A 23,528-nucleotide genomic window follows, 5' to 3' on the forward strand; every position below is an offset into this window, starting at 1 on the left:
GTACGTTCCCGAACCGAAGCCGGTCACCTGTGCGGGAGGCAACTGACGATGGCGTGGCTGCTGGTCGTGGTCGCAGGACTGCTGGAGACCGGCTTCGCCGTGTGTCTGAAGCTCTCCCACGGATTCACCCGTCTCTGGCCGACGATCGCGTTCGCCGCGTTCGCGCTCGGCAGCTTCGGGCTGCTGACCCTGGCACTGAAGAAGCTGGACGTCGGCCCCGCGTACGCGGTGTGGACCGGGATCGGGGCCGCCGGGACCGCGATCTACGGCATGATCTTCCTCGGTGACGTGGTCTCCACCCTGAAGCTGGTGTCCATCTCGCTCGTGATCATCGGTGTGATCGGTCTCCAGCTGTCCGGCTCGGCCCACTGAGCCGCACCCGCTCGGGGGCCGCCCCGGGGCCCTCGCGGGCCCTGACGTCCTCCGGGCCCCGGGTCCTCTCGCGGACCGCCCGCCCGGCCGCCTCCCGGACGAGTCCGAGGGCGCGGCTGTCGGTGGCGTCGTCGCCCGGCACCGGAACGGTCACACAGGACAACGCGAGGCGCAGGACGATCTCGCAGTGCCCGGCCGTGAGCCCGGGGGAGGCGGCCGCCATCCGGTCCCGCACCAGCGCCAGCAGCTCGCCGGGGCCCGGCGGCGGCGTCCCGCCCGGACGACGCCCGGAGCCCGAACGCTCCGAGGAGTCCGGCCGCCGGTCCGGGCGGGGCAGCCCCTCCGTCCAGTGCCCCGTGAGCAGGGCCCTGACCAGCACGTCCTGGCGGGCGGCCCGCAGGGTCCAGAGCGCGACCGCGGCCGGGCGGTCGGGGGCGGGGGCCGTCAGGGCGCGGTCGACCCCGGCGAGATAGCCGTCGGCGGCCCCGCGCAGAAGCGCCCCGGCCAGTCCGCCCTTGGTGCCGAACTCGTTGTAGAGGGTCTGGCGCGAGACATCGGCCAGCGCGGCGACGTCGACCATGCGCACGGCGCGCCAGGGCCGGTCGGACAGGGCCCGGAGGGCGGCCTCCAGCAGGGCCTGCCGCGCTGTCGGCATCGTCGCCTCCCCCGCCCCGGGATCCTGCCGCTCAGCGTCGACGCGCCCCCGGGGACTGTCAAGGGTTCCGGGCGGCAGGGGCGCTGTGGCCCGTGTCCGGCGGCGCTGGATACTGTGGCGGCATGCCCGACTACGACGATGATCTGCGCCTCGCCCACGTACTGGCGGACGCCGCCGACGCCGCGACGATGGACCGGTTCAAGGCTCTCGACCTGAAGGTGGAGACCAAGCCGGACATGACGCCGGTGAGCGAGGCCGACAAGGCCGCCGAGGAGCTGATCCGGGGCCATCTGCATCGGGCCCGCCCGAGGGACGCGATCCTGGGCGAGGAGTACGGGGTCGAGGGCTCCGGTCCGCGGCGCTGGGTGATCGACCCGATCGACGGCACCAAGAACTACGTCCGCGGTGTGCCGGTGTGGGCGACGCTGATCGCGCTGATGGAGGCGGGCGACGAGGGCTTCCGGCCGGTGGTGGGGGTGGTCTCCGCGCCCGCGCTGAACCGGCGCTGGTGGGCGGCGAAGGGCGCGGGCGCGTTCACCGGCCGCAGCCTCACCTCCGCGACCCGGATGCAGGTGTCGCGGGTGGGGCGGATCGCGGACGCCTCGTTCGCGTTCTCCTCCCTGTCGGGCTGGGAGGACCAGGGCCGCCTCGACGGCCTCCTGGACCTCACCCGGGCCTGCTGGCGGACGCGGGGATACGGGGATTTCTGGCCGTACATGATGGTCGCCGAGGGTTCCGTGGACCTCTGCGCGGAGCCGGAGCTGTCGCTGTGGGACATGGCGGCGCCCGCGATCGTCGTCCAGGAGGCGGGGGGCCGGTACACCTCGCTGGACGGGGTGGAGGGCCCCGACGGCGGAAACGCGGCGGCCTCGAACGGGCTGCTCCACGACGAGCTGCTGGGCTACCTCAACCAGCGCCGCTGAGCCGCGCTCCGCCGGCGCACGGGTCCACCAGCGCCGGCGGACCCGTGCGCCGAACGAGCGCTGTGCACCGCGTCGCCCGGCGGGGCCCTGTATGCGCGCGCTCGCGCACTCCCCCGGCGCGCGCCTGCCCACCCCTTGTCGACCCGCCCCAAGGGTGCAACTCTGAAAGTCCCCCCACTTGTGAACTTGTGAATCGGCTCACAGAGTCGACTCGCCGAGGAGGTGGCTCGATTCATGCTCGTCCGTGACGCCATGAGCACGGTGGTTCTGACCATCGGCCCCACCCACACGCTCCGCCAGGCGGCCCGGCTGATGTCGGCCCGCCGCATCGGGGCCGCTGTCGTCCACGACCCGGACACCTGCGGGCTCGGCATCATCACCGAGCGCGACATCCTCGACGCGGTCGGCTCGGGGATGGACCCCGACCGGGAGACCGCATCCGCCCACACCACCACCGACGTGGTGTTCGCCGCCCCGGCCTGGACCCTGGAGGAGGCCGCGGAAGCCATGACGCACGGAGGGTTCCGGCATCTGATCGTGCTGGACGGCGACGGCCCCGTGGGCATCGTGTCGGTGCGCGACATCATCCGCTGCTGGGCGCCCGCCCGCCGTGGCACCCCCGCCGCGGCGCTGACCCCCGCCGGGTCCGGAACGGCCGGTGGGCCGGACCCCCTGAAGGAGATCCGGCCCACCGTCGACGCCAAGCGTCCGGTCAGCCGCGGAGGGCCTGGACCGCGGTTTCCAGCCGCTTGCCGAAGTCGCCGTCCGCCTGGCGGAAGTTGCTGATCGCGCGCTCGGCGATGTCGTCGCGCGAGACCTTGGCGATGAACCCGGCGAGGTTCTCCACCAGCCGGCTCCTCTCCTCCTGAGACATCAGCCGGTAGAGGTCGCCCGCCTGGACGAAGTCGTCGTCCTCGGCGTGGCCGGGGGCCTCGGTGCTGCCGGTGGCACCGGTGACCGGGAGCGGCTGCCACAGCGGCCGGCCGGTCTGGGAGGGCCCGCCGAAGCTGTTGGGCTCGTAGTTCTTGGCGCCCTTGTGACGGCCGTCGTAGAGGAAGCCGTCGCGGCTGTTGGTCCGCGCCTCGGTGGCGTGCGGGCGGTTCACCGGCAGGTGGTCGGCGTTGATGCCGACGCGGTAGCGGTGGGCGTCGCCGTACGCGAAGAGGCGGCCCTGCAGCATCTTGTCCGGGGACGGGCCGATGCCCGGCACGAAGTGGGCGGGGCTGAAGATCGACTGCTCGACCTCGGCGAAGATGTTCTCCGGGTTGCGGTTGAGCTCCAGCGTGCCGATCTCGACCGGCGGGTAGTCCGCGTGCGGCCACACCTTGGTGAGGTCGAACGGGTTGAAGCGGTACGTCGCCGCGTCGGCCGCCGGCATGATCTGGACCTGCACGGTCCAGGACGGGAAGTCGCCGCGCTCGATCGCCTCGCGCAGGTCGCGCTGGTGGCTGTCGGGGTCCTTGCCGGCGAGCTCGTCGGCCTCGTCCTGGGTGAGGTTCTTGATGCCCTGGTCCGTCTTGAAGTGGTACTTGACCCAGAAGACCTCGCCGGCCTCGTTGTTCCACTGGTAGGTGTGCGAGCCGTACCCGTTCATGTGGCGCAGCGTGGCCGGGATGCCGCGGTCGCCGAAGAGCCACGTCACCTGGTGCGTCGACTCGGGCGACAGACCCCAGAAGTCCCAGACGTTGTCCGCCTCCTGCGAGCCGGTGTACGGGTCGCGCTTCTGGGTGTGGATGAAGTCGGGGAACTTGATGGCGTCCTTGATGAAGAACACCGGGGTGTTGTTGCCGACGAGGTCGTAGTTGCCCTCCTCGGTGTAGAACTTCAGCGCGAAACCGCGGGGGTCGCGCACGGCGTCGGCGGAACCGAGGTTGCCCGCGACGGTCGAGAAGCGCAGGAAGGTCTCGGTCTGCTTGCCGACCTCGGAGAGGAAGGCCGCCCGGGTCCACTGCGAGACGTCGCGGGTCAGCGTGAAGGTGCCGTACGCGCCGGCGCCGCGGGCGTGCACGACGCGCTCCGGGACGCGCTCACGGTTGAAGTGCGCGAGCTTCTCCAGCAGCGCCTGGTCCTGGACGAGAACGGGACCGCCGGGGCCCGCGGTCTCACTGTTCTGGTTGTCGGCGACCGGCGCGCCGGCCTCCGTGGTGAGCGGTCCCTGCGTCACGTGCGCCTCCTGCGTGTATCCCCGCGCGGTCCGTGGTGTCCCTGCGCAGCGGTCAAAACCTGTACAGCCCTGTCCCTTGGCTAATGCCGTAGCCGATCCTACAATGGACAATGTCTAAGTCAAGTGAGCATCCAAAGCCACACCCGATCGGGACTCGGTCCCCCCACTGTTAGGCTGGGCTGCATGAGCGACCTGCTGGAACGACTTCGAGGACGCGGCTGGCGCATGACGGCGCAGCGGCGTGTCGTGGCCGAGGTCCTCGACGGGGACCATGTGCACCTGACGGCGGACGAGGTCCACGCGAGGGCCGTTTCCCGCCTGCCCGAGATCTCGCGCGCCACCGTCTACAACACCCTCGGCGAGATGGTGTCCCTCGGTGAGGTGCTGGAGGTCTCCACCGACCGGCGGGCCAAGCGCTACGACCCGAACGCCCACCGCCCCCACCACCACCTGGTGTGCGCGCGGTGCGGCGCCATCCGGGACGTGCACCCGGCGGGCAACCCGCTGGCGGACCTGCCCGCGGACGAGCGCTACGGCTTCATGGTCTCCGACGTCGAGGTCACGTACCGCGGCATCTGCCCGAACTGCGCCCCCACCGCCTGAGCCGAACGCCCCTGACACTTACGGGCCCGCCTGTTCGACAGGCGGGCCCGGCTCGTTTCCGGTGTCCGAACATGACGAAGGCCCGGATCTCTCGGAAGAGATCCGGGCCTTCGTCTTCAGTAGCGGGGACAGGATTTGAACCTGCGACCTCTGGGTTATGAGCCCAGCGAGCTACCGAGCTGCTCCACCCCGCGTCGGTGAATGCAACATTACGTCAGCGGGTCGGGCAGCGCAAATTGCTTCAGGCGGCCCCGGGGAAGCCGGAACCCCGGCGCCGCGAGGTCGCGGCGTCAGGCGGTCAGCTCCTGGTGCAGCGCCTCCCGCAGGCGTGCGGCGCGCTCGGCCACCTCGGCCGGACCCAGCTCCACGGCTCGCGCGCACCAGCGCTGCCCCTCGGTGAGCTCGCCCCGGCGGGCGGCGAGGAGCGCCAGGCGCAGCGCGGCCCGGCCGTGTCCGGCGCCGGCCGCACGGGTCCACCACAGGGCCGCCTCACGCTCGCTGCCCTCACGGGCCAGCAGCAGCCCGAGGTTGAAGGCCCCGTTGCGGCTGCCCGCCTCGGCGGCCTCCCGGTACCAGTGGGCGGCGCTCTCCACGTCCCCGCGGGCGGCGGCGAGCATGCCGACCCGGACCTGGGCGCGGCGGTGGCCCTGCTGGGCGGCCCGCTCGTACCACTCCTCGCACTCGGTCTTCTCCGGCATCGGCTCGCCCAGCGCGGGCGGGCCCGGCGGCGGCTGCCGCGCGTCCAGCACCCCGGCCAGCCGGAACGCGGCCTCGGCACTGCCGCCGCCCGCGGCGCAGCGCAGGTGGCGCTCGGCCTCCTGGTCGTCGCCGTCGCGCAGCAGCGCCATGGCGACCTGGAGCGCGGCGTCGATGTGCCCGGCCGCCGCGGCGCGCTCGTACCAGCCCAGCGCCGTACGGTCCTCGTCGCGGCCGGCGTGGAGGATGCCGAGGTTGAAGGCGGCGTCGACGCTGCCCGCCTCGGCCGCCTTGGAGAACCACGGCTCGGCGCCCGCGTGGTCGCCCGCCTGGAGGAGGAGCACGGCGAGCGCGTTGGCGGCCTCGCGGTGTCCGGCGTACGCGGCGCGGCGGTACCACTGCTCGGCCTGGGGGGTGCGGTCCTGGGCGGCGCAGAGCAGCCCGAGGTTGTACGCCCCGTTGACATCGCCGGCGTCCATGGCGGCCCGGTACCAGCGCTCGGCGGTCTGCTGCTCACCACGTGCGGCGTGCAGCGCCCCGAGCGCGTTGGCGGCGTTGCCGTCGCCGTCCTGGGCGGCGCGCAGCCACCACACGGCGGCGCTCTCCTCGTCGCCCGCGTCGCGCAGCAGGAAGCCCAGCGCGCAGGCGGCACGGGGCTCGCCGTCCTTGGCGGAGGTGAGGTACCAGCGGCCGGCCTCCTTGAGCTCGCCGCGCTGCTCCAGGATCGCGCCCAGGTGCAGGGCGGCGCGGCGGTGGCCCCGGGCCGCGGCCCGGCGGTACCACTGCTCGGCCTCGCCGACCCGGCCGGCGGTGGGGCCCGCCACGGGACCGTCGCCGTCGGCCGCGCCCGTGTCCCCCGCGGGGCTTGTCGTCCGCACGTCCTGCGCGGGCGGGGAGCCGGGGACGGCGAGCCTCGTTCCGGTCCCGCCGCGAGCGGCGCTCCGGCCCAGGCCGAAGGCCTCGTGCGGGTCCTGGACGGCCTTCCGCTCCAGGGCGCGGGCGAGCCGGTAGGCGGCCTCCCGGTGCCCCTGCTCGGCGGCCGCGCGCAGCCAGCGCTCGGCGCCGACGTCGCTGCGGTGCTCCAGGAGGTCGGCCAGCGCGTACGCGCCCAGCGCGTGGCCCTGCTCGGCGGACTGGCGCAGCCAGTACTCCGCGCCGGGCTCGTCGCCGCGCTCGCGGAAGTGCCGGCCGAGCGCGTGGGCGGCGGCGGCGGAACCGGCCACGGCGGCGATGCGCCACCAGCCGGCGGCCTCGTCCGGATAGCCGCGCTGGTGCAGCAGGACGCCCAGGTTGTTCGCGGCGGCGCGGTCCCCGTCGGCGGTGGCGGCACGCAGATACCGCTCGGCGCCGTCCAGTTCCCCGCGGCGCAGCAGCAGCGCGCCGAGGACGCTCATGGACGCGGTGTCGCCCTCGTCGGCGGCACGGCGGTGGCGCGCTTCGCTCTCGGCGCTGTCCGCGGCGTCGACCGCGTCCGTGGTGTCCTCGTCGGGCGGGGCGGGGGTGGCGGCGCTCGCCCCGGGGGCAGCGCTCGCGTCGATGGCACCGGTGCGCTGGACCGGTGCGCCGGCCCCGGCGATGGCAGCGGCGAAAGCCGCGTCTACCGCGCTTTCCGTATCTTGGCCGTGCTGCTGCACAAACCGCCCTGTCTCCAACAGAGTTGCCCTGTCCCCCATAAATACCATCGTCGCACCACCTGTAACCCGCGTACACCTGGTATATCGCGGCCAGTGAGGTCACTACAGCGTTTTGTCGACATGCCCACAGGGAGACAAGTCAAACACGCCTGGAGGCAACTGCTGCTCAGCGAACCGCACTTCACACCCCCAGCCGGGGACCGACACGGCCCGCATCCGCACCGAACACGACGAAGGCCCGGATCCCAAGGGAATCCGGGCCTTCATCTTTCAGTAGCGGGGACAGGATTTGAACCTGCGACCTCTGGGTTATGAGCCCAGCGAGCTACCGAGCTGCTCCACCCCGCGTCGTTGTGTTCAAACCTTACCACGACGCGGGGTGGACCTTACTCAGCTGCCCTGGTCGGAGGCCTGCTCGGCCGAGCTGTCCGGTTCGGCGTCACCCTCCGGCCCGGCCTCGCCTTCCGGCTTCGCCCCGCCCTCGGGCTTCTCGGCGCCGTCGGCCTTCTCGCCCTCGCTGCCCGCCTTGGGCTCCGCGGCGGCGGCTCGCTCCAGGGCGTCCTGGAGGGCCTCCTGGGCCTTGCCGTACGCCGGCCAGTCCTGCTCCTGCAGTGCCTTCTCGCCGTCGGAGTACGCCTTCTGGGCGTCCGCGATGGCCTTCTTGAGGGCGGCGCTGCCGGTGGCCGGGGGCTCGTCGGTCTCACCCGGCGGTTCCTGGGTGTCCGGCGGTGTCGTGGATCCGTCGTCCTCGACGCCGAAGACCGCGTTGAGCGCGTCCTTGAGGTTGTTCTCGAAGACGATCTTCGAACCGTACGAGGCGGCCACCTTGCGCAGCAGCGGGTAGTTCTGGTTGCCACCGCGCGTGTACACCGGCTCGATGTAGAGGAAGCCGCCCTCCAGCGGAACCGTGAGCAGGTTTCCGTACTCGATGTCCGAGTCGGTGCCCTTGAGGTTCCTCACGAACTCGGCGACGTCGTCGTTGCCGTTGAGCTCACTCTGTACCTGGCCGGGGCCCTTGACCGTGGAGGTGACCCGCATCAGCCGCATGGTGCCGTAGTCCTTGCTGGCCGCGTCCGCGTTCACCGCCATGAAGGCACCCAGGTTGGGGCGTCCTCTCGGCGTGAAGGTGGTGGTCAGCGAGAACTCCTGCTCGTCCTGACCCGGCATCTTCATGCTCAGGTAGTACGGCGGGACCGAACCCGGCTCCTTGTTGGTCGGGTCGTCCGGCACCTGCCACGCGTCGGAGCCGCTGTAGAACTGCGCGGGGTCCTCGACGTGGTAGCGGGTCAGCAGCTCGCGCTGGACCTTGAACAGGTCCTGCGGATAGCGCAGGTGCTCCATCAGCTCCTGCGGGATGTCGCCGCGCGGCTCGACCGTCCCCGGGAACGCCTTGCGCCAGGTCTTCAGGACCGGGTCCTTGGTGTCCCACTCGTAGAGCTTGACCTTGCCGTCGTACGCGTCGACGGTGGCCTTCACCGAGTTGCGGATGTAGTTGACCTGGTTCTGCTGGGCGACGACCGCGCGCTGGTTGGTGGTCAGCGAGTCGGCCGTGGTGTCGCCGAGCGTCGTCCGGGACGCGTAGGGGTAGCCGTTGGTCGTGGTGTACGCGTCGACGATCCACTTGATCCGGCCGTCGACGACCGCCGGATAGGCGTCACCGTCGATGGTCAGCCACGGGGCGACGGCCTCGACGCGCTCCTTCGGCGTGCGGTTGTACAGGATCCGCGAGCCCTCACCGATGGCTCCCGAGTACATGATCTGCGGCTCGCTGAAGGTGACCGCGTAGGCGGCACGGTTGAAGGAGTTGGAGAGACTGACCCCGCTGTCGCCCTTGTAGCTGGTGGTCTTCTCGCCGTCCTCCTCGTAGTCGAGCTCCTTCTGGGGCCCGCCGACGATGGAGTACTGCTCGGTCTTCTCGCCGTAGTAGACGCGCTGCTCGTACTTCCCGAACTCACCGGTGGAGGGCAGACCGGACTCGGTGAAGTCCGGGGACCCGGTCGGGTTGGTGCCGGTGGTCGTGCCGCGGGCCGCGATGGCGCCGTAGCCGTGGGTGTACGTGAAGTGGTCGTTGATCCAGTTCCGCTTGGGCAGGCCCTGGATGTTCAGCTCACGCAGACCGATGATCGTGTCCTGCTCCTTGCCGTCCTTGTCCTTGTAGCGGTCGACGTCCAGCGTCTTCGGGAACTGGTAGTAGTTCCTGCGCTGCTGGAGCTGCTGGAAGGCCGGGGAGACGACGTTGGGGTCCATCACGCGGTAGCTGGCGGCGGTGTTGGCCGCGGCCCGCAGCTTGCCGTCGTCCGCCGTGGCCGCCTGGCCCTCGTAGTCGTCCACCTCGGCGTCGTCGATGCCGTACGCGTCGCGGGTGGCGTCGATGTTCTTCTGGATGAACGGCGCTTCCTTGGCCTGCTCGTTCGGCTGGACCTGGAACTTCTGCACGATCGCCGGGTAGAGCCCGCCGATCAGGATCGCCGAGAGCACCATCAGGCCGAAGCCGATGACCGGGAGCTGCCAGGTGCGGCGCCACAGCGTCGCGAAGAACAGCACCGCGCAGATCGCGGCGATGCAGAACAGGATGGTCTTCGCCGGGAGGTAGGCGTTGGCGTCGACGAATCGCAGACCGGTCCAGTTCTCGGTGGCCTTGAAGTCACTGGACTTCACCGCCAGCCCGTACCGGTCGAGCCAGTACGCCACGGCCTTCAGGGAGACGAAGACGCCGAGGAGGACCGAGAGGTGGCCGGTGGCCGCCCCGGTGGCCCGCGCGCCGGGGCTGGTGATGCGCAGCCCGCCGTACAGGTAGTGGGTCAGCGCCGCGGCGATCAGCGAGAGCACGGTCGCCGCGAAGCCGAAGCCCAGCATGAAGCGGTACCACGGCAGGTCGAAGGCGTAGAAGGAGACGTCCAGCTGGAACTGGGGGTCCTTCTGCCCGAACGCCACGCCGTTCACATACATCAGCCACGTGCGCCACTGGCCGGAGGCGGAGGCTCCGGCGATCAGTCCGACGAGCGCCGTGACGGCGAGCAGCACCCACTTCTTGTAGGGGGCGATGCTCATGCGGTAGCGGTCCAGGCTCTGCTGCTCCAGCGACATCGCGCTCAGCGGCGGCCGGAGCCGGTGCGCAAGCCAGATGTTCACACCGATGGCCAGTGCCATCAGCAGTCCGAAGACGAGGAACAGCCCGATCTTGGTCCACAGGGTGGTGGTGAAGACGGATGAATACGCGACCGACCTGTACCAGAGCCAGTCCGTCCAGAACCCCGCGAACATGACGAAGGCCATGGCGAGAACCGCCAGGACACCCAAAGTCATGAGCAGGGTACGGGCGCGCCGGGACGGGCGGCCGACTCTGATCCGTGGCCCGGTCGGGCCTCCGCCGCGGTCCGGCATCTGGAAAGCCAACGTGCGCACCTCGAAGTTCGCGGTCGTGTGAACAGGCCCAGCGATCCTAGAGCCCACCTATGCAACTTACTGAGGCTTTACCTAGTTCCCGTTCCCGGGGCGGAAGGAGGCAGGATATTGCCCATGCCCAACGTTTCCCCCGCAGGACCCCCGATGGCCGCGAGCCCGCTGACCGTCGCCGTCCTCGAAATCGACGCCTATGCCTCCAACCTCGGCTGGGACCAGCCCGCCCGGCTGTTCGCCCTGGTCGACACCGACCGGCTCCGCACCCAGGAGCCCGGACTCGCCGCTCAGCTGGGCCTGGAGGACCCGAATTCCTCCGTCGCCGCACTCACCCCGATCGAGCAGGACGAGCTGCCGCCGGGTGCCGCTCTCGACGAGTTCCTCGCCACGATCGCCTGGCCCGACGCCGTGGTCGGCTGCGCCATGACGGTGGAGCGGCTGATGCTGCCGCCGTCCGCCGAGGCCTCCGTACCGGAGAAGCTCAGCGACGAGCAGCTGACCGCGTGGGTGGCGAAGCACCCCGACCGTCAGGAGGTGCGGATGACCGTGGCCGTCCTGCGGGACGGGGCGCGCGAGTCCGCCGTACGGCTGCGGGAGAAGGACTCCCCGACCGAGGTGCTGACCGGTGCGGGCCTGGTGCCCGGACTCGCCGAGGCGCTCGCGGCGACGTTCGAGTCCTGATCCGGCCGCTGCCCGGGGCCGTCGTACGGGTCCCCGGGCGGCACGGCCGCCGGCCCGGAACCGTACGCCGGACCGGCCGGGGGGTCGTCAGCCGGTCGAACAGCTCGGCAGGCCCGCGGTCTTCCCCGCCTTGATCTGCTCCAGCGACTTCGTGGCGTCCTCGATGGTCTTGACCCGGACGAGGGTGAGCCCGTCCGGTGTGTCGGCGGCGGCCGAGGCGCAGTTGTCGTCGGGCGTGAGGAAGTAGCGGGCGCCGGCGTTGCGGGCGCCGACCAGCTTCATGGTGATGCCGCCGATCGGGCCGACGGTTCCCGCGTCGTCGATGGTGCCGGTGCCCGCGACGAACGTGCCGCCGGTCAGATCGCCCGGGGTGAGCTTGTCGATGATGCCGAGGGAGAACATCAGCCCGGCACTGGGCCCGCCGACGTCCGCGAGCTTGATGTCGATCTCGAACGGGAACGTGTGGTCCGTCCCGGCCCTGATCCCGATGATCGCCCGGCCCTTCCCGTCCCCCTCGCCGTCGCCCTCGGCGGACGGAGCCTTCGCGGTCCGGATCGTGACCTCCTCGCCGCCCTCGGGGGCGCGGCCGGCCTTCTCGGCCGCGGCGGCGTCCTCGGCCGGGACGATGGTGAGGGTGACGTTCTCACCGGGGCGGTGTTCGGTGACGAGCTTCGCGACGTCCCCGGGCTCCTTGACCACCGTGCCGTCGACTGCCTTGATCACGTCGCCCGCGTGCAGCTTGTCCTCGGAGGGGCTGTCCTTGATCACCGAGGAGACCACGACCTGCGTGGAGACCGGGATGCCCAGTTCCTTCAGAGCGGCCACCTTGGCGCTCTCCTGGGACTGGCTGAACTCCTCGGCGTTCTCCTGGGTGGACTCCTCCTCGGTCTTGCCGTCCGGGTAGAGCGTGTCGTGCGGCACCACGACGCTGTCGTGGGCGAGCCAGCCGTAGACGGCCTCGAAGACGTTCATCCGGTAGTCCGCCCCGGTGACGCGGACGGTGGTCATGTTGAGATGGCCGGATGCCGGGTACGTCTTGCGGCCGGAGATCTGCAGGACGGGTTCGCCACGCGCCTCGCCCAGCGTGTTGACCGTCGGTCCGGGGGACATCTCCGAGTACGGCACTTTGATCAGCACGCCTGCGCAGAGCAGCGCGATGAGGACGAGAGTGGAGGCGAGCATCGTCGCGGTGCGGCGTGGCATGGAACGACAGTACGGGAAGGGCCTGTCAGTGCACCGCCGGGGCCGGTCCGTACGAGGCGACCGGAACGCGGCGGAAGGCGGTCACGCGGCGTGCGTCGGTCTCAGAGAGCCTCGGAACCGGAGTGCGATTTCTCCATCGCGTCACGGAACCTGGCGTACCCGGCGAGTTCGGTGACATCGCCGGTCGTGCGGTTGCGGGCAGCCCAACTCGCCCATATCGCACCACCGACAGCAGCGATAACTGGAATCAACAGCCACGTGAGTGCCGCCATCACGACCTCCCTACCCCATGAGCGACCGGATGCCCGATCAGCAGATTAACGATCCGGAAGACCAACGCTCATGGCGGGGGTGCGGTTACGCAAATCGGGGCTGATGCGCCCCGGTACGGTTTGCGCTCAGCAGGCTCCGACCCACTCCTCCGTGCCGTCCGAGAAACGCTGGTGCTTCCAGATCGGAACCTCGTGCTTGAGGTCGTCGATGAGCTTGCGGCAGGCCTCGAACGCCTCGGCTCGGTGCGGACAGGCGACCGCGACGACCACGGCCAGATCGCCCACCTCCAGTTCACCCACTCGGTGGACCGCCGCCAGGGCACGGACGGGGAAGTCGGCGACGACCTTCTCCGCCACCCGGCGCAGCTCGTCCTCGGCCGAGGGATGGCAGGAATAGCCCAGCGCGCCGACGTCCTGTCCCGCGTCGTGGTTGCGCACGGTGCCGACGAAGAGCGCGATGCCGCCCGCCGCGTCGTCCCCGACGGCGCGGAAGACCTCGTCGACGGAGAGCGGGGTGTCCCGGATCGCCAGCAGTCGGAGGGGCTCGGCCGCCGCGTACTCGCCGGGGTGGTCGTGGGTGGGTGCCATGCTCCCATCGTGCCGTACGGGCCGGACATCCCGGAATTGCCTCTTCTACCGGCGGCCGGCCGTCCGGTTTGGAGCCTCCTACAGGGCCCGCGGGCGCGGCGGCCGGTCAGATCCGGCGGCGGGCCTTGCGGGCGCGGCGGACCACGGCGGCGGCGCCGAGCAGGGCGACCGTGGCTCCGGCGGCTCCGGCGGCGGTGGCGTCCTTGCGGCCGAGACGGCGCCCGGCGAGCGTGTGGCGGCCCTCGACCTCTTCGAGGAGGGCGCCGAGCACCTCCTCGTTGGTCCACTTCGGCCGCCATCCCGCGTCGTGCAGCCGGCTGACGCTGACCACCCAGGGGTGCATCGTGTACGCCAGGTCGCCCGCCGGGGACGGGGTGAGGCCGATCCGGTGCAGCCGGGCGGCGGCGCCCAGCGCGACGGCGGAGGGCAGCTCCATCCGGCGTACGCCGCTGAGCTCCTCGACCTCCTCCTGCTCCAGCCAGCCGTCGCAGCCGACGGCGAACTCGCCGTCGATCTTCTCCAGAGCGGCGTACTCCAGCGCCGTCACCAGGTCCTCGACGTGGCAGAACTGCCAGGTGGGGCGTGATCCGGCGACGACCAGGAGGCGCGGGGACTCGAAGTAGCGGGTCAGGGCGGTGTCGGTGCCGCCGACCAGGACGGTGGGCCGCACGACGGTGACGTTGAGCCCGGGGTGGGCGCGCGGGGCCCGGCGGCCGAGCCGTTCGATCTCCAGGAGGTCGCCGACACCGGTGGCCTCGGCGGTGGCGCGCAGCTCCGCGTCCTCGGAGAGCGGCACGTCGTTGTCGGCGAGGGCCCCGTAGACCATCGCCGAGGTGCACAGCACGACCCGGTGGACCCCGACGGCGGCCGCGGCGGTGAGCACGGTCTGCGTGCCGCGCACGTTGTAGGCGGTACGGGCGGCGGGGTCGGTCTCCAGGTCGAGGTCGAGCGCGAGGTGCACGACGACGTCGGCGCCGCGCAGCTTCTCGGCGATCGCCGGATCCCGTACGTCCAGGATGTGCCAGGTCGCCTCGGAGGCCTCACCGCGCCGCTCGTCGATCGCGATGACCTGCTTGATCGCGTCGGACGCGGCGAGGTGGGCCGTCAGCAGCTCGCCGATGCCGGTGGCGGCGCCGGTGACCGCGACGACGGGGCCCCGGTTTCCGGGGGACCTGGGGCGTTTCTCTTCGGATGTGCTCTCGGGTACGGGGTCGGTCGGGTTTCGCGCTGCGCGAACCTGCGGATCTGGGGAACTCACCGGGCGTCTCCAGCGGTTGTCTTCAGTACGTACCCGAATGACGCGTACGTACCAGGTGGCGTCCATCCTGCCGCAGGCCGGGAGTCGGCGGAGCACTGAGGCCCGAAGCGGGCGTGGTGTCTACGCTGGATGGTGATGTCGGGCAGTCGCCGTCGGTTCGAGCCGACGGCCCTACGAGCCGAGGAAACCCGTGAGTGACACCCCATTCGGATTCGGCCTTCCGCCGGAGGAGCCGGAGAACGGCGACGAGGGCAAGAAGAAGGACCCCACCGAGGGTGGGCAGAGCGCGGGCGGGCCGGGTAATCCGTTCGGCTTCGGGCCGGGCGCGGGCGGGGACAACCCGTTCGCCGCAATGTTCGGCTCGATGAATCCGAACGACCTCGGCGCGGCCTTCCAGCAGCTCGGCCAGATGCTGAGCTACGAGGGCGGTCCCGTGAACTGGGACATGGCCAAGCAGATCGCCCGCCAGACGGTGTCGCAGGGCGCCCCGGACGGTTCCAAGGACGCCAGCGTCGGCCCGTCGGAGCGCACGGCGGTCGACGAGGCGCTGCGGCTGGCGGACCTCTGGCTGGACGGTGTGACGTCGATGCCGTCCGGTTCGGTCTCGACCGTGGCGTGGAGCCGCGCGGAGTGGGTCGAGGCGTCGCTGCCGGCCTGGCAACAGCTCGTCGACCCGGTGGCCGAGCGCGTGGGCCTGGCGATGGGCGACGTGCTGCCCGAGGAGATGCAGGCCATGGCGGGCCCGCTGATCGGCATGATGCGGTCGATGGGCGGCGCCATGTTCGGCCAGCAGATCGGGCAGGCCGTGGGCACGCTGGCCGGTGAGGTGGTCGGTTCCACCGACATCGGGCTGCCGCTCGGCCCGGCGGGCAAGGCCGCGCTCCTCCCGCTGAACGTGGAGCGGTTCGGCAAGGACCTCAGCGTCCCGCAGGACGAGGTCCGGCTGTATCTGGCCCTGCGCGAGGCCGCTCACCAGCGGCTCTTCGCCCATGTGCCGTGGCTGCGCTCGCACCTGTTCGGTGCCGTCGAGGCGTATGCGCGCGGCATCAAGGTCGACACCAGCAAGCTGGAGGACGTCGTCGGCCAGTTCGACCCCTCGCAGCCGGAGCAGTTGCAGGACGCCCTGCAGCAGGGCATGTTCCAGCCGGAGGACACGCCCGAGCAGAAGGCGTCCCTGGCCCGGCTGGAGACGGCTCTGGCCCTGGTGGAGGGCTGGGTGGACGCGGTGGTCCACGAGGCCGCGAAGTCCCGGCTGACCTCGTCCGACGCGCTGCGCGAGACGATGCGCAGGCGGCGGGCGTCCGGTGGGCCGGCCGAGCAGACATTCGCCACGCTCATCGGTCTCCAGCTGCGCCCCCGCCGGCTGCGGGACGCCGCGCGTCTGTGGGCCTCGCTCACCGACGCCCGGGGTCTGGAGGGGCGGGACGCTCTCTGGGAGCACCCGGACATGCTGCCGACCGCCCACGACCTGGACGACCCGGACGGCTTCGTCCACCACGAGCAGGCCGACTTCTCCGAGCTGGACAAGATGCTCGGGGAGGCGGCGAAGGGCTCCGGCACGCCGAAGGCGCCCGAGGCGGGCGCCGGTGACCAGGACGGGAGCAAGGGCGACGACGAGGACGGCAAGGACGGCCGCGACCGGTGACCCTGCACGACGACGCCGCCCTCGTCCTGAAGGGGTACGCCCCCGAGGAGTACGACGGCACGCGCGGTGAACAGGCTCAGCTGCGTCAGGCGTATCTGGACCACTTGGCGCTCCACGACGACAGCATGTGGAAGGCGTGCGAGGCCGGGCATCTGACGGCCAGCGCCCTGGTGATCGACCCGCAGCGGGACAGGGTTCTGCTGACCCTGCACCGCAAGCTCCGGATGTGGCTCCAGATGGGCGGCCACTGCGAGCCGCAGGACGCCACCCTGGAGGCCGCGGCGCTCCGGGAGGCGACGGAGGAGTCCGGCGTCACGGGGCTCACCCTGCTGTCGGGCGGACCGGTCCGGCTGGACCGGCACCCGATCCCGTCCCCCTGCAACTGGCACTTCGATGTGCAGTACGCCGCTCTGGCCCCGGCCGGGGCGGCGGAGCGGATCAGCGAGGAGTCCCTGGAGCTGCGCTGGTTCCGCTACGAGGACGTGCCCGCCGTGGCCGACACCTCCGTCGTCCGGTTGCTGGAGGCGACGCGGTCCCGGCTGTAGCGGCGGACCGCGGTCGACAGCGGTAAGGGGCGGCCTCTCGGGAGGCCGCCCCTTACCGCTGTGCCCTGTGCTGCGGTGTCCCGCGGGCGCCGGTCAGTTCCAGGCGTTGTTCTGGTTCTGACCGTGGGAGCCCTGCTGGCCCATGCCGAACTGGGCGCGGGCGCCCTGGCCGATCTGGGCGTTCTGCGGGGGCATGACCTCGCTCGGCTGGACCAGTGCGAAGCCCTGGCCGAGGAAGCTCAGCTCCCAGCCCTCGCCGGTGTTGCCACGACGCCGGAAGACGCCGGAGGAGTGGGTCTGGGCCTGCATCTGCACGCGCAGGGAGCTGGACCAGGCGACGATGGCGTCCGCGTCGACGTTGACGTACTTCTCCGGCGTGACCTGCATCATCAGCGGCTGGCCCGAGGTCATCAGGGCGACCTTGCCCGAGCCGGAGATGTTGAGCTGGTACTTCCCGCTGCCGGAGATGCCGTACTGGCTGTCGACCGCGATGACCTCGGTGTGCAGCGAGGAGTCGAGCGCGAGGACGTACGAGCTGTCCACGGTCAGCCCTTCGCGGTCGACGTCCACGACATGGATGTACTGCGCGAGGTTGGCGAGGTAGACGGTTCCCTGGCCGGACACGCGCATCAGGTCCAGGCCCTCGCCGGTGCGCACGCGGGCGCTGTGCTGGCTCCTGGACCGGTATTCCCCGTCGAAGTCCATCAGGCCCTGGTAGGCGACCATCGCGCCCTTGCGGGCGAGGACGTCGTCGTGGCCGGTCAGCGAGACCCGCAGGAGCTGCGGGTTCTGGATCGCGTACCGGTCCTGGGTCTGCTGCTCGGTGTGGCTGAAAAGCGGACTCTGCATGATGTGCTCCCCCTCCCCGTCAGTTCCGGATCCGCAGGCGGTCCGTGCTGTCCTCGCTCGGCTGGACGACGACGATGCCCTCCCCGGAGAAGGCCATCTGGTACGCCTCGCCGCTGCCGCGGCCGATCAGTGACCCGGCCTTGAAGCTGCGCTTCCCCTTGACCTTGAGGTTCGTGGACCAGGCGACGAGGGCGTCCGGGTCCACGTACGTCTCGTCCTCGCCGCGTCCGCAGTCGACGACGATCGGGGTGCCCCGGGAGGTGATGGCAACCCATCCGGTGCCCTGGACGGCGACGTTCCACAGCCCCTGTCCGGCGAACTTGGCCATCCCCTTGACCTTCTCGACGCCCCAGGTGAGGTGGGCGTCGAAGGCGAGGAGGTTGGTGCCGTTGACCGAGATGGACTCGTTGTTCAGGTTGAGGACGACGACGTCGGCGCCGTAGTCGGCGAGGTAGAGCAGCCCGTCGCCGGAGCACTTCATGACGGGAGCGCCCTCGCCGGTGATCCACTGGGAGGCGATCTGCCGGGCGGCGGGCGGGTTGGGCTCGTACTGGATGAACCCTTCGTACGCCACCATCGAGCCGGTCCGCGCGTAGAGGTCCTGCCCGGAAGCCATGGCGACCTTGAGCATGGCCGAACCGTGGTTCTCCATCCGGGCCGTGACGGGGGTCGGGGCGAAGCCCGCGAGTTGCTGGTTCATGACGGGCTCCCTCAGACCTCGTAGGGCTGGACGACGATGAAGTTGCCGGGGGCTCCCCGGAACTGGAGGTTCACGGTCTCGCCGCTGTGTCCCGGGTAGGCGTTGCGGCGCAGCCGGACCTGGCTGGAGACGATCACCTGGGAGGCGGCCGACCAGGCGACCACCGCGTTGCAGTCGGCGAAGGTGGTGGGCGTGACCGGCAGGACGACCGGGGTGCCGTGGGTCTTCACGACCACGGTGCCGGAGCCCTGGAACAGCATGGTGAACAGCGCGCCGCCGGGGATGCCGTGGCCCTCGACCCTGCGCACCTCGTACTGGAGGGACTCGTCGAAGGCGAGGACGTTCTCGGCGGAGACGCAGATGCCGTCGCCCTGGAGCTCGATCGGGTGCAGGTGGGAGCCTTCCTCGGCGAGGAAGACCTGGCCGCGGCCGGTGCAGCGCATCAGCTGCATCTCCTGGCCGGTGGCGTTGCCCACGGCGCGGCCGACGAACCCGGCGCCCTTGTAGCCGAAGTCCACCTTGCCCTGGTACATCACCATGCTGCCCTGGCGGGCCAGGACACCGGCTCCGCCCATGGTCAGGTCGACCCGCATGAGCTGCTGGTTCTGCGGGGTCCAGCGCTGCCCGGTCGCGGCCTCCTTGTACGGCTGCAGGGCCGCCTGGAGACCCGCGCCCGCGGCGGGGACGCCCTGCGGGACGCCGGGGGGCTGCTGGCCGTACGGGGCCGGAGCGGGCTGACCGTAGGGAGCGGGGGCCGACTGGCCGAAAGGAGCGGTGGGCGGCGGGGCGGCCTGTCCCGGAACCTGGCCGAACTGCGGCTGGGGCTGACCGTACGGGGACGGGGCCTGGGGCGCTTGCGGAGGTGCGGGGGGCTGCGGGGCGGGAGGCGCCAGCGGGGCGGCGATCGTCGGTGCCGCGTGCACCGGCTGCTGCGGCGCGGGCGGTGGCGTGGGTGCGGACGGGGCGCCGAAGGCCGGTGCGGGCTGCGGGGCCTGGGGCGGACGGGGCGGCGGGCACGCCGAAGGCCGGGGCGCGGCGGCCTGGGCCGGCGGGGCGAAGCCCGGGGCGGCGGCCGGCGGGGCGGGCGGCGCCTCTTCCTCGGCGACCTCGCCGCCGAAGTTCTTCAGGAGCGCTTCCAGACCACCGTCGAAGCCCTGCCCGACGGCGGCGAACCGCCAGACGTCCTTCAGGTAGAAGTCGCCCAGCATCACCGCGCGCTCGGTGGTGAACTCCGATCCGGTGAAGGAGTACCGCACCACTTCCTCGCCACCCGCGACGATCCGGATGTACCCCGGGCCGATCTGGGACATCTGCCCCGCGCCGTCGAGCGTCGCGGTGAAGGAGAGCTTCTGGACGGCTGCCGGGATGCGGTCGAGCGTGACGCGGAAGGACTCGGTGTCACCGGACTGCGCCCCCAGGAGCTGGATGGACTCCTCGGGCGATTTCGGCTGGTTGAAGAAGATGAAGTACCGGTCGTCGGAGAGCTGCTCGTCGGCGTCGAGGCCGAAGCAGCTGATGTCGAAGGTCAGCCCCGGTGCGGCGATCTGTACGCCTACGTACAGGTCTGTCCCTGCCGTGAGATCACTGATCCTGGCCTTGTGGCCGCGTTGGAATTCCCTGGCCATGCGTAACGACCGTCCCCCATCCCGAAGGTGAATGCGTCGCGTCAGGCTAACCGCAAACGGCGACAACGGACCAAGCCGGTACACACCCGGTACAGAATCGGCGAACGCGGACGACCCCGGCTCACTCCTCGCGGGCGGCGGGCAGCTGCGGCAGCCGATCGGCCGCCACGACCCCCTCCAGGAACCCCCGGGCGCGCTCGGTGCGCGGATACGCCTCCAGCAGCCGCCAGAACCCCGGGCCGTGTCCGGGAACGAGCAGATGCGCCAGTTCGTGCAGGAGCACGTAGTCGACGACGTACTCCGGCATGCCCTGCAGCCGGTGCGAGAGCCTGATGCTGCCCTCGGCGGGAGTGCACGAGCCCCAGCGGGTGTTCTGGTTGGTCACCCAGCGCACCGAGTCGGGCCTGGCCCGGCCGTCGAGATACTGGGCGGACAGCCGGTCGGCACGCTCGGTGAGCTCCGCATCGCCCAGGTGGCGCTTGCTCTCCTGGGCGGCGAGCCTGTCCAGCATCACGCCCACCCAGCGCCGCTCCTCCGCCTGCGACATCCGGGCGGGGATGAGCACGATCGTCCGGTCGCCCTCACGGTAGGCGGAGACCGACTTCCTGCGCCGGGTGCTCCGGCGGACCTCGACCGCGCTCGTCGCCGCGGCGCGGGCCGGATGGGCTGCCGCGCTGCTCTGATGGCTTCCGGCGCTGCGCGCGGGGGTCTCCCCGGCGGAGCCGTACGAGGGATCGGTGGGCACGCCACGACGTTACCCGCTGTCCGGGCGGGAAGTCCCGCCCCGGGAACGGCCGACCGCCATCACCGGATTACCCGATGAACAGCCCGCACCTGTGGACAACTCCGCGCACGGTTCGCGGAGGGCCCGCATGCTGGCGGTGGTCCTGCGGAAAGAGCGGAAAGTTCCGGAGATCCAGAGATCCAGAGATCCGGAGATCCAGCGATACGGAATTCCGCGGATCAGCAGGCCCACGGGCGCACCCGTGCCCGTGGCGTTTCCCGGGGGGAGAAGTCATGTATCCGATGCTGAAGCCCGCGCTGCGTCGCGCCTGGCGCGGGCGGAACACCGTGCAGTTCGGTGTGACCCCCGCGCACGCCGTGACGCTCGGGCCGGTGGACATCGCCACAGGGAGCTTTCTCGAACTGCTCGACGGCACGCGCGGACTGCCTCTGCTGTACGAGGAGGCGCGCTCCCTGGACCTGTCGGAGCATCATGTGGACGTTCTGCTGGCCCGGTTGACGGAGGCCGGCCTCCTCGACGACCCGAGGCCGGCCGGTCCGGAAGCCGATGTGCTGCGCCGCCGGGCCGACGTGATGGACCGTCGGCGTCCCGACGTGGCTTCGCTGTCGGTCGTACGGCCCGAGCCGGGCGGCGGGCTGCGCCGGATGGAGGCCCGTCGGGCGATGCGGGTCCAGGTGCGGGGTGCGGGGCGGGTCGGGGCGTCCGTCGCCTCCGTGCTCTCCGGTGCGGGAGTGGGGCATGTGCAGGTGCTCGACGGGGGCCGGACCGAGCCCTGGGACGTGGCGCCCGGTGGCCTGTCTCCGGCGTCCGTGGGAGAGCGGCGCGATGTGGCTGCCCGTCGGCTCGTCCGCCGCTCGGCACCCGGTCCCGGCCCGGTGGAGAGCGCCGGAGAGCCCGGCCTGTCCCTGATCGTCGTCGCTCCCCGGGACGGCCTCGCGGTGTACGCACCCGTCACGGACACCGCGGGCCCCTGGATCGCGTCGGGCACTCCTCATCTCTACGCGGGAGTGATCGAGGCCACCGGGGTGGTCGGGCCGCTCGTCCTGCCCGGCGGCACGGGCTGCGCGGGGTGCCTGGAGCTGAACCGTGCGGACCGGGATCCGCAGTGGCCCCGGATGCTGGCGCAGTGGCGTTCCGGGCGGCGGGGCACGGTGCCCGCCTGCGATCTGGGGCTCGCGACGGCGGTCGCCGGTCTCGCCGCGGCACATGCTCTGGCGTTCCTGGACGGGGATCTGCCCGCCTGTACCGGCACCCGCTGGGAGGCCGCTCTGCCGCTGCTGGACTGGCGTTCCGAGCGGATCGGCCCGCATGCGGACTGCTCCTGCGGAGCGGCCGGGGGTGCTGGAGAGACACGGCCCTCCAATGGCATTCCGGCGCAGGACACAATGGCGGGGTGACCGTCGGCGCCGGAGTGACACCGGAGGCCCGACCGGCACGGCAGTCTGGGAACTGGAGGGGCACATGTCTGATCTTCCCCGGAAGGCGGTTACGCGTACGGCCAAGCTGGCCGCGCTTCCGCTCGGCTTCGCCGGCCGTGCCACCTGGGGTCTGGGCAAGCGGATCGGCGGCAAGTCGGCCGAGCTGGTCGCCCGCGAGGTGCAGCAGCGGACGGCGGACCAGCTGTTCAAGACCCTGGGTGAGCTGAAGGGCGGGGCCATGAAGGTGGGCCAGGCCCTTTCGGTCTTCGAGTCGGCGCTCCCCGAGGAGATCGCCGGCCCCTACCGGGCCGCGCTGACCAAGCTCCAGGAGGCCGCACCGCCACTGCCCGCGCGCACGGTCCACCGGGTGCTCGCCGAGCGGATGGGAGAGGACTGGCGGGAGTGCTTCCTGGAGTTCGAGGACGCTCCCGCGGCCGCCGCCTCGATCGGACAGGTGCACCGAGCGGTGTGGCACGACGGCCGCGACGTCGCGGTGAAGGTGCAGTACCCCGGGGCGGGCGAGGCGCTGCTCTCCGACCTCGCCCAGCTCGGTCGTTTCGCCCGGCTGCTCGGTCCGCTGGTCCCGGGGGTGGACGTCAAGCCCTTGATCAAGGAGCTGCGCGACCGGGTGTCGGAGGAGCTGGACTACGAGCTGGAGGCGCAGGCGCAGCGGGAGCACGCGGTGGAGTTCGCGGACGACCCGGATGTGGTGATCCCCCAGGTGGTGCACCAGGCCGACCAGGTGCTGGTGACGGAGTGGATCGACGGGATCCCGCTGTCCGAGGTCATCGTGGAGGGTACGGCGGAGCAGCGGGACCGCGCGGGTCAGCTGCTGGCCCGCTTCCTCTTCTCCGGTCCGGCACGCACCGGACTGCTGCACGCCGACCCGCACCCGGGCAACTTCCGGTTGCTTCCCCCGGCGCAGGACGCGGGGCATCCGGAGGAAGAGGGTGCCCCGGCCGGTTCGTGGCGGCTGGGCGTACTGGACTTCGGCACGGTCGACCGGCTTCCGGGTGGGCTGCCGCGCACCATCGGCGACTCTCTGAGGATGGCGCTGGCGGGCGACGCGGCGGGTGTGTACGAGATGCTGTGCGACGAGAACTTCGTCAAGGAGTCCATCGACCTGGACTCGGACGAGGTCCTGGACTACCTGCTTCCGCTGATCGAGCCCACGCAGGCGGAGGAGTTCGCCTTCACCCGTGGCTGGATCCGCGACCAGGCGGCCCGGGTGGCGGACCCCCGCTCCCCCGCCCATCAGCTCGGCAGGCAGCTGAACCTGCCCCCGTCCTATGTCCTCATCCACCGCGTGACGCTCAGCACGATCGGGGTTCTGTGCCAGCTCGGTGCGACGGTGCGGATGCGCGATGAGCTGGAGGAGTGGCTGCCGGGATTCCTCGCCGAGGCGGCCGAAGCGCCGGAGGCGGACGGCGGGCCGGAGGGCAAGTCGGAGAACGCGGGCGAGCCGGAGGGCGAGGCCGTTCAGGCATAGGACCTGCCCGGCGGATCAGGACCAGCGGATCAGGACCTGGGCAAGATCCACCGGACAGGCCCTG

The 23,528-nt window shown here is 71.5% G+C and carries 19 protein-coding genes, 2 tRNA genes and 1 pseudogene; 9 read left to right on the forward strand and 13 right to left on the reverse strand.

Annotated elements, in window-relative coordinates; translation table 11 throughout:
- The first annotated feature begins 48 nt into the window (after positions 1-48).
- Positions 49-372, forward strand: a complete 324-nt coding sequence (locus tag KME66_RS09525; RefSeq protein ID WP_006127447.1) for a multidrug efflux SMR transporter — start codon at positions 49-51, stop codon at positions 370-372.
- Here the strand turns inward: KME66_RS09525 and KME66_RS09530 are convergent.
- Positions 329-1,027 carry a TetR/AcrR family transcriptional regulator gene (locus KME66_RS09530; protein ID WP_216320993.1) on the reverse strand — a complete coding sequence of 233 codons (699 nt, stop codon included), beginning with the start codon at positions 1,025-1,027 and terminating at the stop codon, positions 329-331. The two genes, KME66_RS09525 and KME66_RS09530, sit on opposite strands and share 44 nt — an antisense overlap.
- 122 nt (positions 1,028-1,149) lie before the next feature.
- On the opposite strand from KME66_RS09530, the gene hisN reads away from it, so the two are divergent.
- Together hisN and KME66_RS09540 are read left to right on the forward strand one after the other, a co-directional pair.
- Entirely contained in the window at positions 1,150-1,950 is an 801-nt protein-coding gene (gene hisN, locus KME66_RS09535) for a histidinol-phosphatase (RefSeq protein WP_216320996.1), read from the forward strand.
- Positions 1,951-2,184: 234 nt separating this feature from the next.
- Positions 2,185-2,562 (forward strand): annotated as a pseudogene (locus tag KME66_RS09540) (cyclic nucleotide-binding/CBS domain-containing protein); the annotation flags it as partial.
- 100 nt (positions 2,563-2,662) lie between these two features.
- Here KME66_RS09540 and KME66_RS09545 read toward each other — a convergent pair.
- Positions 2,663-4,114 (reverse strand): catalase, encoded by a 1,452-nt coding sequence (locus tag KME66_RS09545; protein WP_073214832.1) that lies wholly within the window; start codon positions 4,112-4,114, stop codon positions 2,663-2,665.
- 183 nt (positions 4,115-4,297) lie between these two features.
- Between KME66_RS09545 and KME66_RS09550 the strand changes: the two genes are divergently transcribed.
- Positions 4,298-4,717, forward strand: a complete 420-nt coding sequence (locus KME66_RS09550) for a Fur family transcriptional regulator (RefSeq protein ID WP_216320998.1) — start codon at positions 4,298-4,300, stop codon at positions 4,715-4,717.
- A 120-nt stretch (positions 4,718-4,837) separates the two neighbouring features.
- Here the strand turns inward: KME66_RS09550 and KME66_RS09555 are convergent.
- From KME66_RS09555 to KME66_RS09570, 4 genes are all read right to left on the reverse strand, one after another.
- Positions 4,838-4,911, reverse strand: a tRNA-Met gene (locus tag KME66_RS09555).
- Positions 4,912-5,007: 96 nt separating this feature from the next.
- Positions 5,008-7,095: a tetratricopeptide repeat protein gene (locus KME66_RS09560; protein ID WP_073214837.1), complete on the reverse strand. Its 2,088-nt coding sequence runs from the start codon at positions 7,093-7,095 to the stop codon at positions 5,008-5,010.
- 226 nt (positions 7,096-7,321) lie between these two features.
- Positions 7,322-7,395, reverse strand: a tRNA-Met gene (locus KME66_RS09565).
- A 42-nt stretch (positions 7,396-7,437) separates the two neighbouring features.
- Entirely contained in the window at positions 7,438-10,431 is a 2,994-nt protein-coding gene (locus KME66_RS09570) for a UPF0182 family protein (protein ID WP_216329177.1), read from the reverse strand.
- 135 nt (positions 10,432-10,566) lie between these two features.
- On the opposite strand from KME66_RS09570, the gene KME66_RS09575 reads away from it, so the two are divergent.
- Entirely contained in the window at positions 10,567-11,127 is a 561-nt protein-coding gene (locus KME66_RS09575; RefSeq protein WP_236726209.1) for a PPA1309 family protein, read from the forward strand.
- Positions 11,128-11,214: 87 nt separating this feature from the next.
- Here the strand turns inward: KME66_RS09575 and KME66_RS09580 are convergent, their stop codons facing one another.
- From KME66_RS09580 to KME66_RS09590, 3 genes are all read right to left on the reverse strand, one after another.
- Positions 11,215-12,330: a PDZ domain-containing protein gene (locus tag KME66_RS09580; protein WP_216321000.1), complete on the reverse strand. Its 1,116-nt coding sequence runs from the start codon at positions 12,328-12,330 to the stop codon at positions 11,215-11,217.
- A gap of 398 nt (positions 12,331-12,728) precedes the next feature.
- Positions 12,729-13,190 carry a molybdenum cofactor biosynthesis protein MoaE gene (locus tag KME66_RS09585; RefSeq protein WP_073214847.1) on the reverse strand — a complete coding sequence of 154 codons (462 nt, stop codon included), beginning with the start codon at positions 13,188-13,190 and terminating at the stop codon, positions 12,729-12,731.
- A gap of 106 nt (positions 13,191-13,296) precedes the next feature.
- Positions 13,297-14,448, reverse strand: a complete 1,152-nt coding sequence (locus KME66_RS09590) for an SDR family oxidoreductase (protein ID WP_216321001.1) — start codon at positions 14,446-14,448, stop codon at positions 13,297-13,299.
- Between the two features lie 190 nt (positions 14,449-14,638).
- Between KME66_RS09590 and KME66_RS09595 the strand changes: the two genes are divergently transcribed.
- Together KME66_RS09595 and KME66_RS09600 are read left to right on the forward strand one after the other, a co-directional pair.
- Positions 14,639-16,093, forward strand: a complete 1,455-nt coding sequence (locus KME66_RS09595; protein ID WP_073214852.1) for a zinc-dependent metalloprotease — start codon at positions 14,639-14,641, stop codon at positions 16,091-16,093.
- Entirely contained in the window at positions 16,090-16,638 is a 549-nt protein-coding gene (locus KME66_RS09600) for an NUDIX hydrolase (RefSeq protein ID WP_216321003.1), read from the forward strand. Before KME66_RS09595 ends, KME66_RS09600 begins: the two co-directional genes overlap by 4 nt.
- A 93-nt stretch (positions 16,639-16,731) precedes the next feature.
- On the opposite strand, the gene KME66_RS09605 is transcribed toward KME66_RS09600, so the two are convergent.
- From KME66_RS09605 to KME66_RS09620, 4 genes are all read right to left on the reverse strand, one after another.
- A complete protein-coding gene (locus KME66_RS09605) occupies positions 16,732-17,487 on the reverse strand; it encodes an AIM24 family protein (protein WP_073214858.1) in 756 nt (251 codons plus the stop codon).
- Positions 17,488-17,506: 19 nt separating this feature from the next.
- Entirely contained in the window at positions 17,507-18,187 is a 681-nt protein-coding gene (locus tag KME66_RS09610) for an AIM24 family protein (protein WP_216321005.1), read from the reverse strand.
- Between the two features lie 11 nt (positions 18,188-18,198).
- Positions 18,199-19,812 (reverse strand): TerD family protein, encoded by a 1,614-nt coding sequence (locus KME66_RS09615; RefSeq protein ID WP_216321007.1) that lies wholly within the window; start codon positions 19,810-19,812, stop codon positions 18,199-18,201.
- A 121-nt stretch (positions 19,813-19,933) separates the two neighbouring features.
- Positions 19,934-20,557, reverse strand: a complete 624-nt coding sequence (locus KME66_RS09620) for a M48 family metallopeptidase (RefSeq protein WP_073214867.1) — start codon at positions 20,555-20,557, stop codon at positions 19,934-19,936.
- A 272-nt stretch (positions 20,558-20,829) separates the two neighbouring features.
- On the opposite strand from KME66_RS09620, the gene KME66_RS09625 reads away from it, so the two are divergent.
- A complete protein-coding gene (locus KME66_RS09625; RefSeq protein WP_216321008.1) occupies positions 20,830-21,954 on the forward strand; it encodes a ThiF family adenylyltransferase in 1,125 nt (374 codons plus the stop codon).
- Positions 21,955-22,018: 64 nt separating this feature from the next.
- Positions 22,019-23,464 (forward strand): AarF/ABC1/UbiB kinase family protein, encoded by a 1,446-nt coding sequence (locus KME66_RS09630; protein ID WP_216321011.1) that lies wholly within the window; start codon positions 22,019-22,021, stop codon positions 23,462-23,464.
- The last annotated feature ends 64 nt before the right edge of the window (positions 23,465-23,528 follow it).

This window comes from Streptomyces sp. YPW6, from assembly GCF_018866325.1.
In the GTDB taxonomy this organism is placed as follows: domain Bacteria; phylum Actinomycetota; class Actinomycetes; order Streptomycetales; family Streptomycetaceae; genus Streptomyces.

What these genes read in the sequence shown, in the direction of transcription:
- KME66_RS09615 (WP_216321007.1), bottom strand. Translation starts at nt 19,812, where the DNA reads ATGGCCAGGGAATTCCAACGCGGCCACAAGGCCAGGATCAGTGATCTC.
- KME66_RS09560 (WP_073214837.1), bottom strand. Translation starts at nt 7,095, where the DNA reads ATGGTATTTATGGGGGACAGGGCAACTCTGTTGGAGACAGGGCGGTTT.
- KME66_RS09625 (WP_216321008.1), top strand. Translation starts at nt 20,830, where the DNA reads ATGTATCCGATGCTGAAGCCCGCGCTGCGTCGCGCCTGGCGCGGGCGG.
- KME66_RS09570 (WP_216329177.1), bottom strand. Translation starts at nt 10,431, where the DNA reads ATGCCGGACCGCGGCGGAGGCCCGACCGGGCCACGGATCAGAGTCGGC.
- KME66_RS09630 (WP_216321011.1), top strand. Translation starts at nt 22,019, where the DNA reads ATGTCTGATCTTCCCCGGAAGGCGGTTACGCGTACGGCCAAGCTGGCC.
- KME66_RS09580 (WP_216321000.1), bottom strand. Translation starts at nt 12,330, where the DNA reads ATGCCACGCCGCACCGCGACGATGCTCGCCTCCACTCTCGTCCTCATC.
- hisN (WP_216320996.1), top strand. Translation starts at nt 1,150, where the DNA reads ATGCCCGACTACGACGATGATCTGCGCCTCGCCCACGTACTGGCGGAC.
- KME66_RS09605 (WP_073214858.1), bottom strand. Translation starts at nt 17,487, where the DNA reads ATGCAGAGTCCGCTTTTCAGCCACACCGAGCAGCAGACCCAGGACCGG.
- KME66_RS09585 (WP_073214847.1), bottom strand. Translation starts at nt 13,190, where the DNA reads ATGGCACCCACCCACGACCACCCCGGCGAGTACGCGGCGGCCGAGCCC.
- KME66_RS09550 (WP_216320998.1), top strand. Translation starts at nt 4,298, where the DNA reads ATGAGCGACCTGCTGGAACGACTTCGAGGACGCGGCTGGCGCATGACG.
- KME66_RS09575 (WP_236726209.1), top strand. Translation starts at nt 10,567, where the DNA reads ATGCCCAACGTTTCCCCCGCAGGACCCCCGATGGCCGCGAGCCCGCTG.
- KME66_RS09530 (WP_216320993.1), bottom strand. Translation starts at nt 1,027, where the DNA reads ATGCCGACAGCGCGGCAGGCCCTGCTGGAGGCCGCCCTCCGGGCCCTG.
- KME66_RS09525 (WP_006127447.1), top strand. Translation starts at nt 49, where the DNA reads ATGGCGTGGCTGCTGGTCGTGGTCGCAGGACTGCTGGAGACCGGCTTC.
- KME66_RS09610 (WP_216321005.1), bottom strand. Translation starts at nt 18,187, where the DNA reads ATGAACCAGCAACTCGCGGGCTTCGCCCCGACCCCCGTCACGGCCCGG.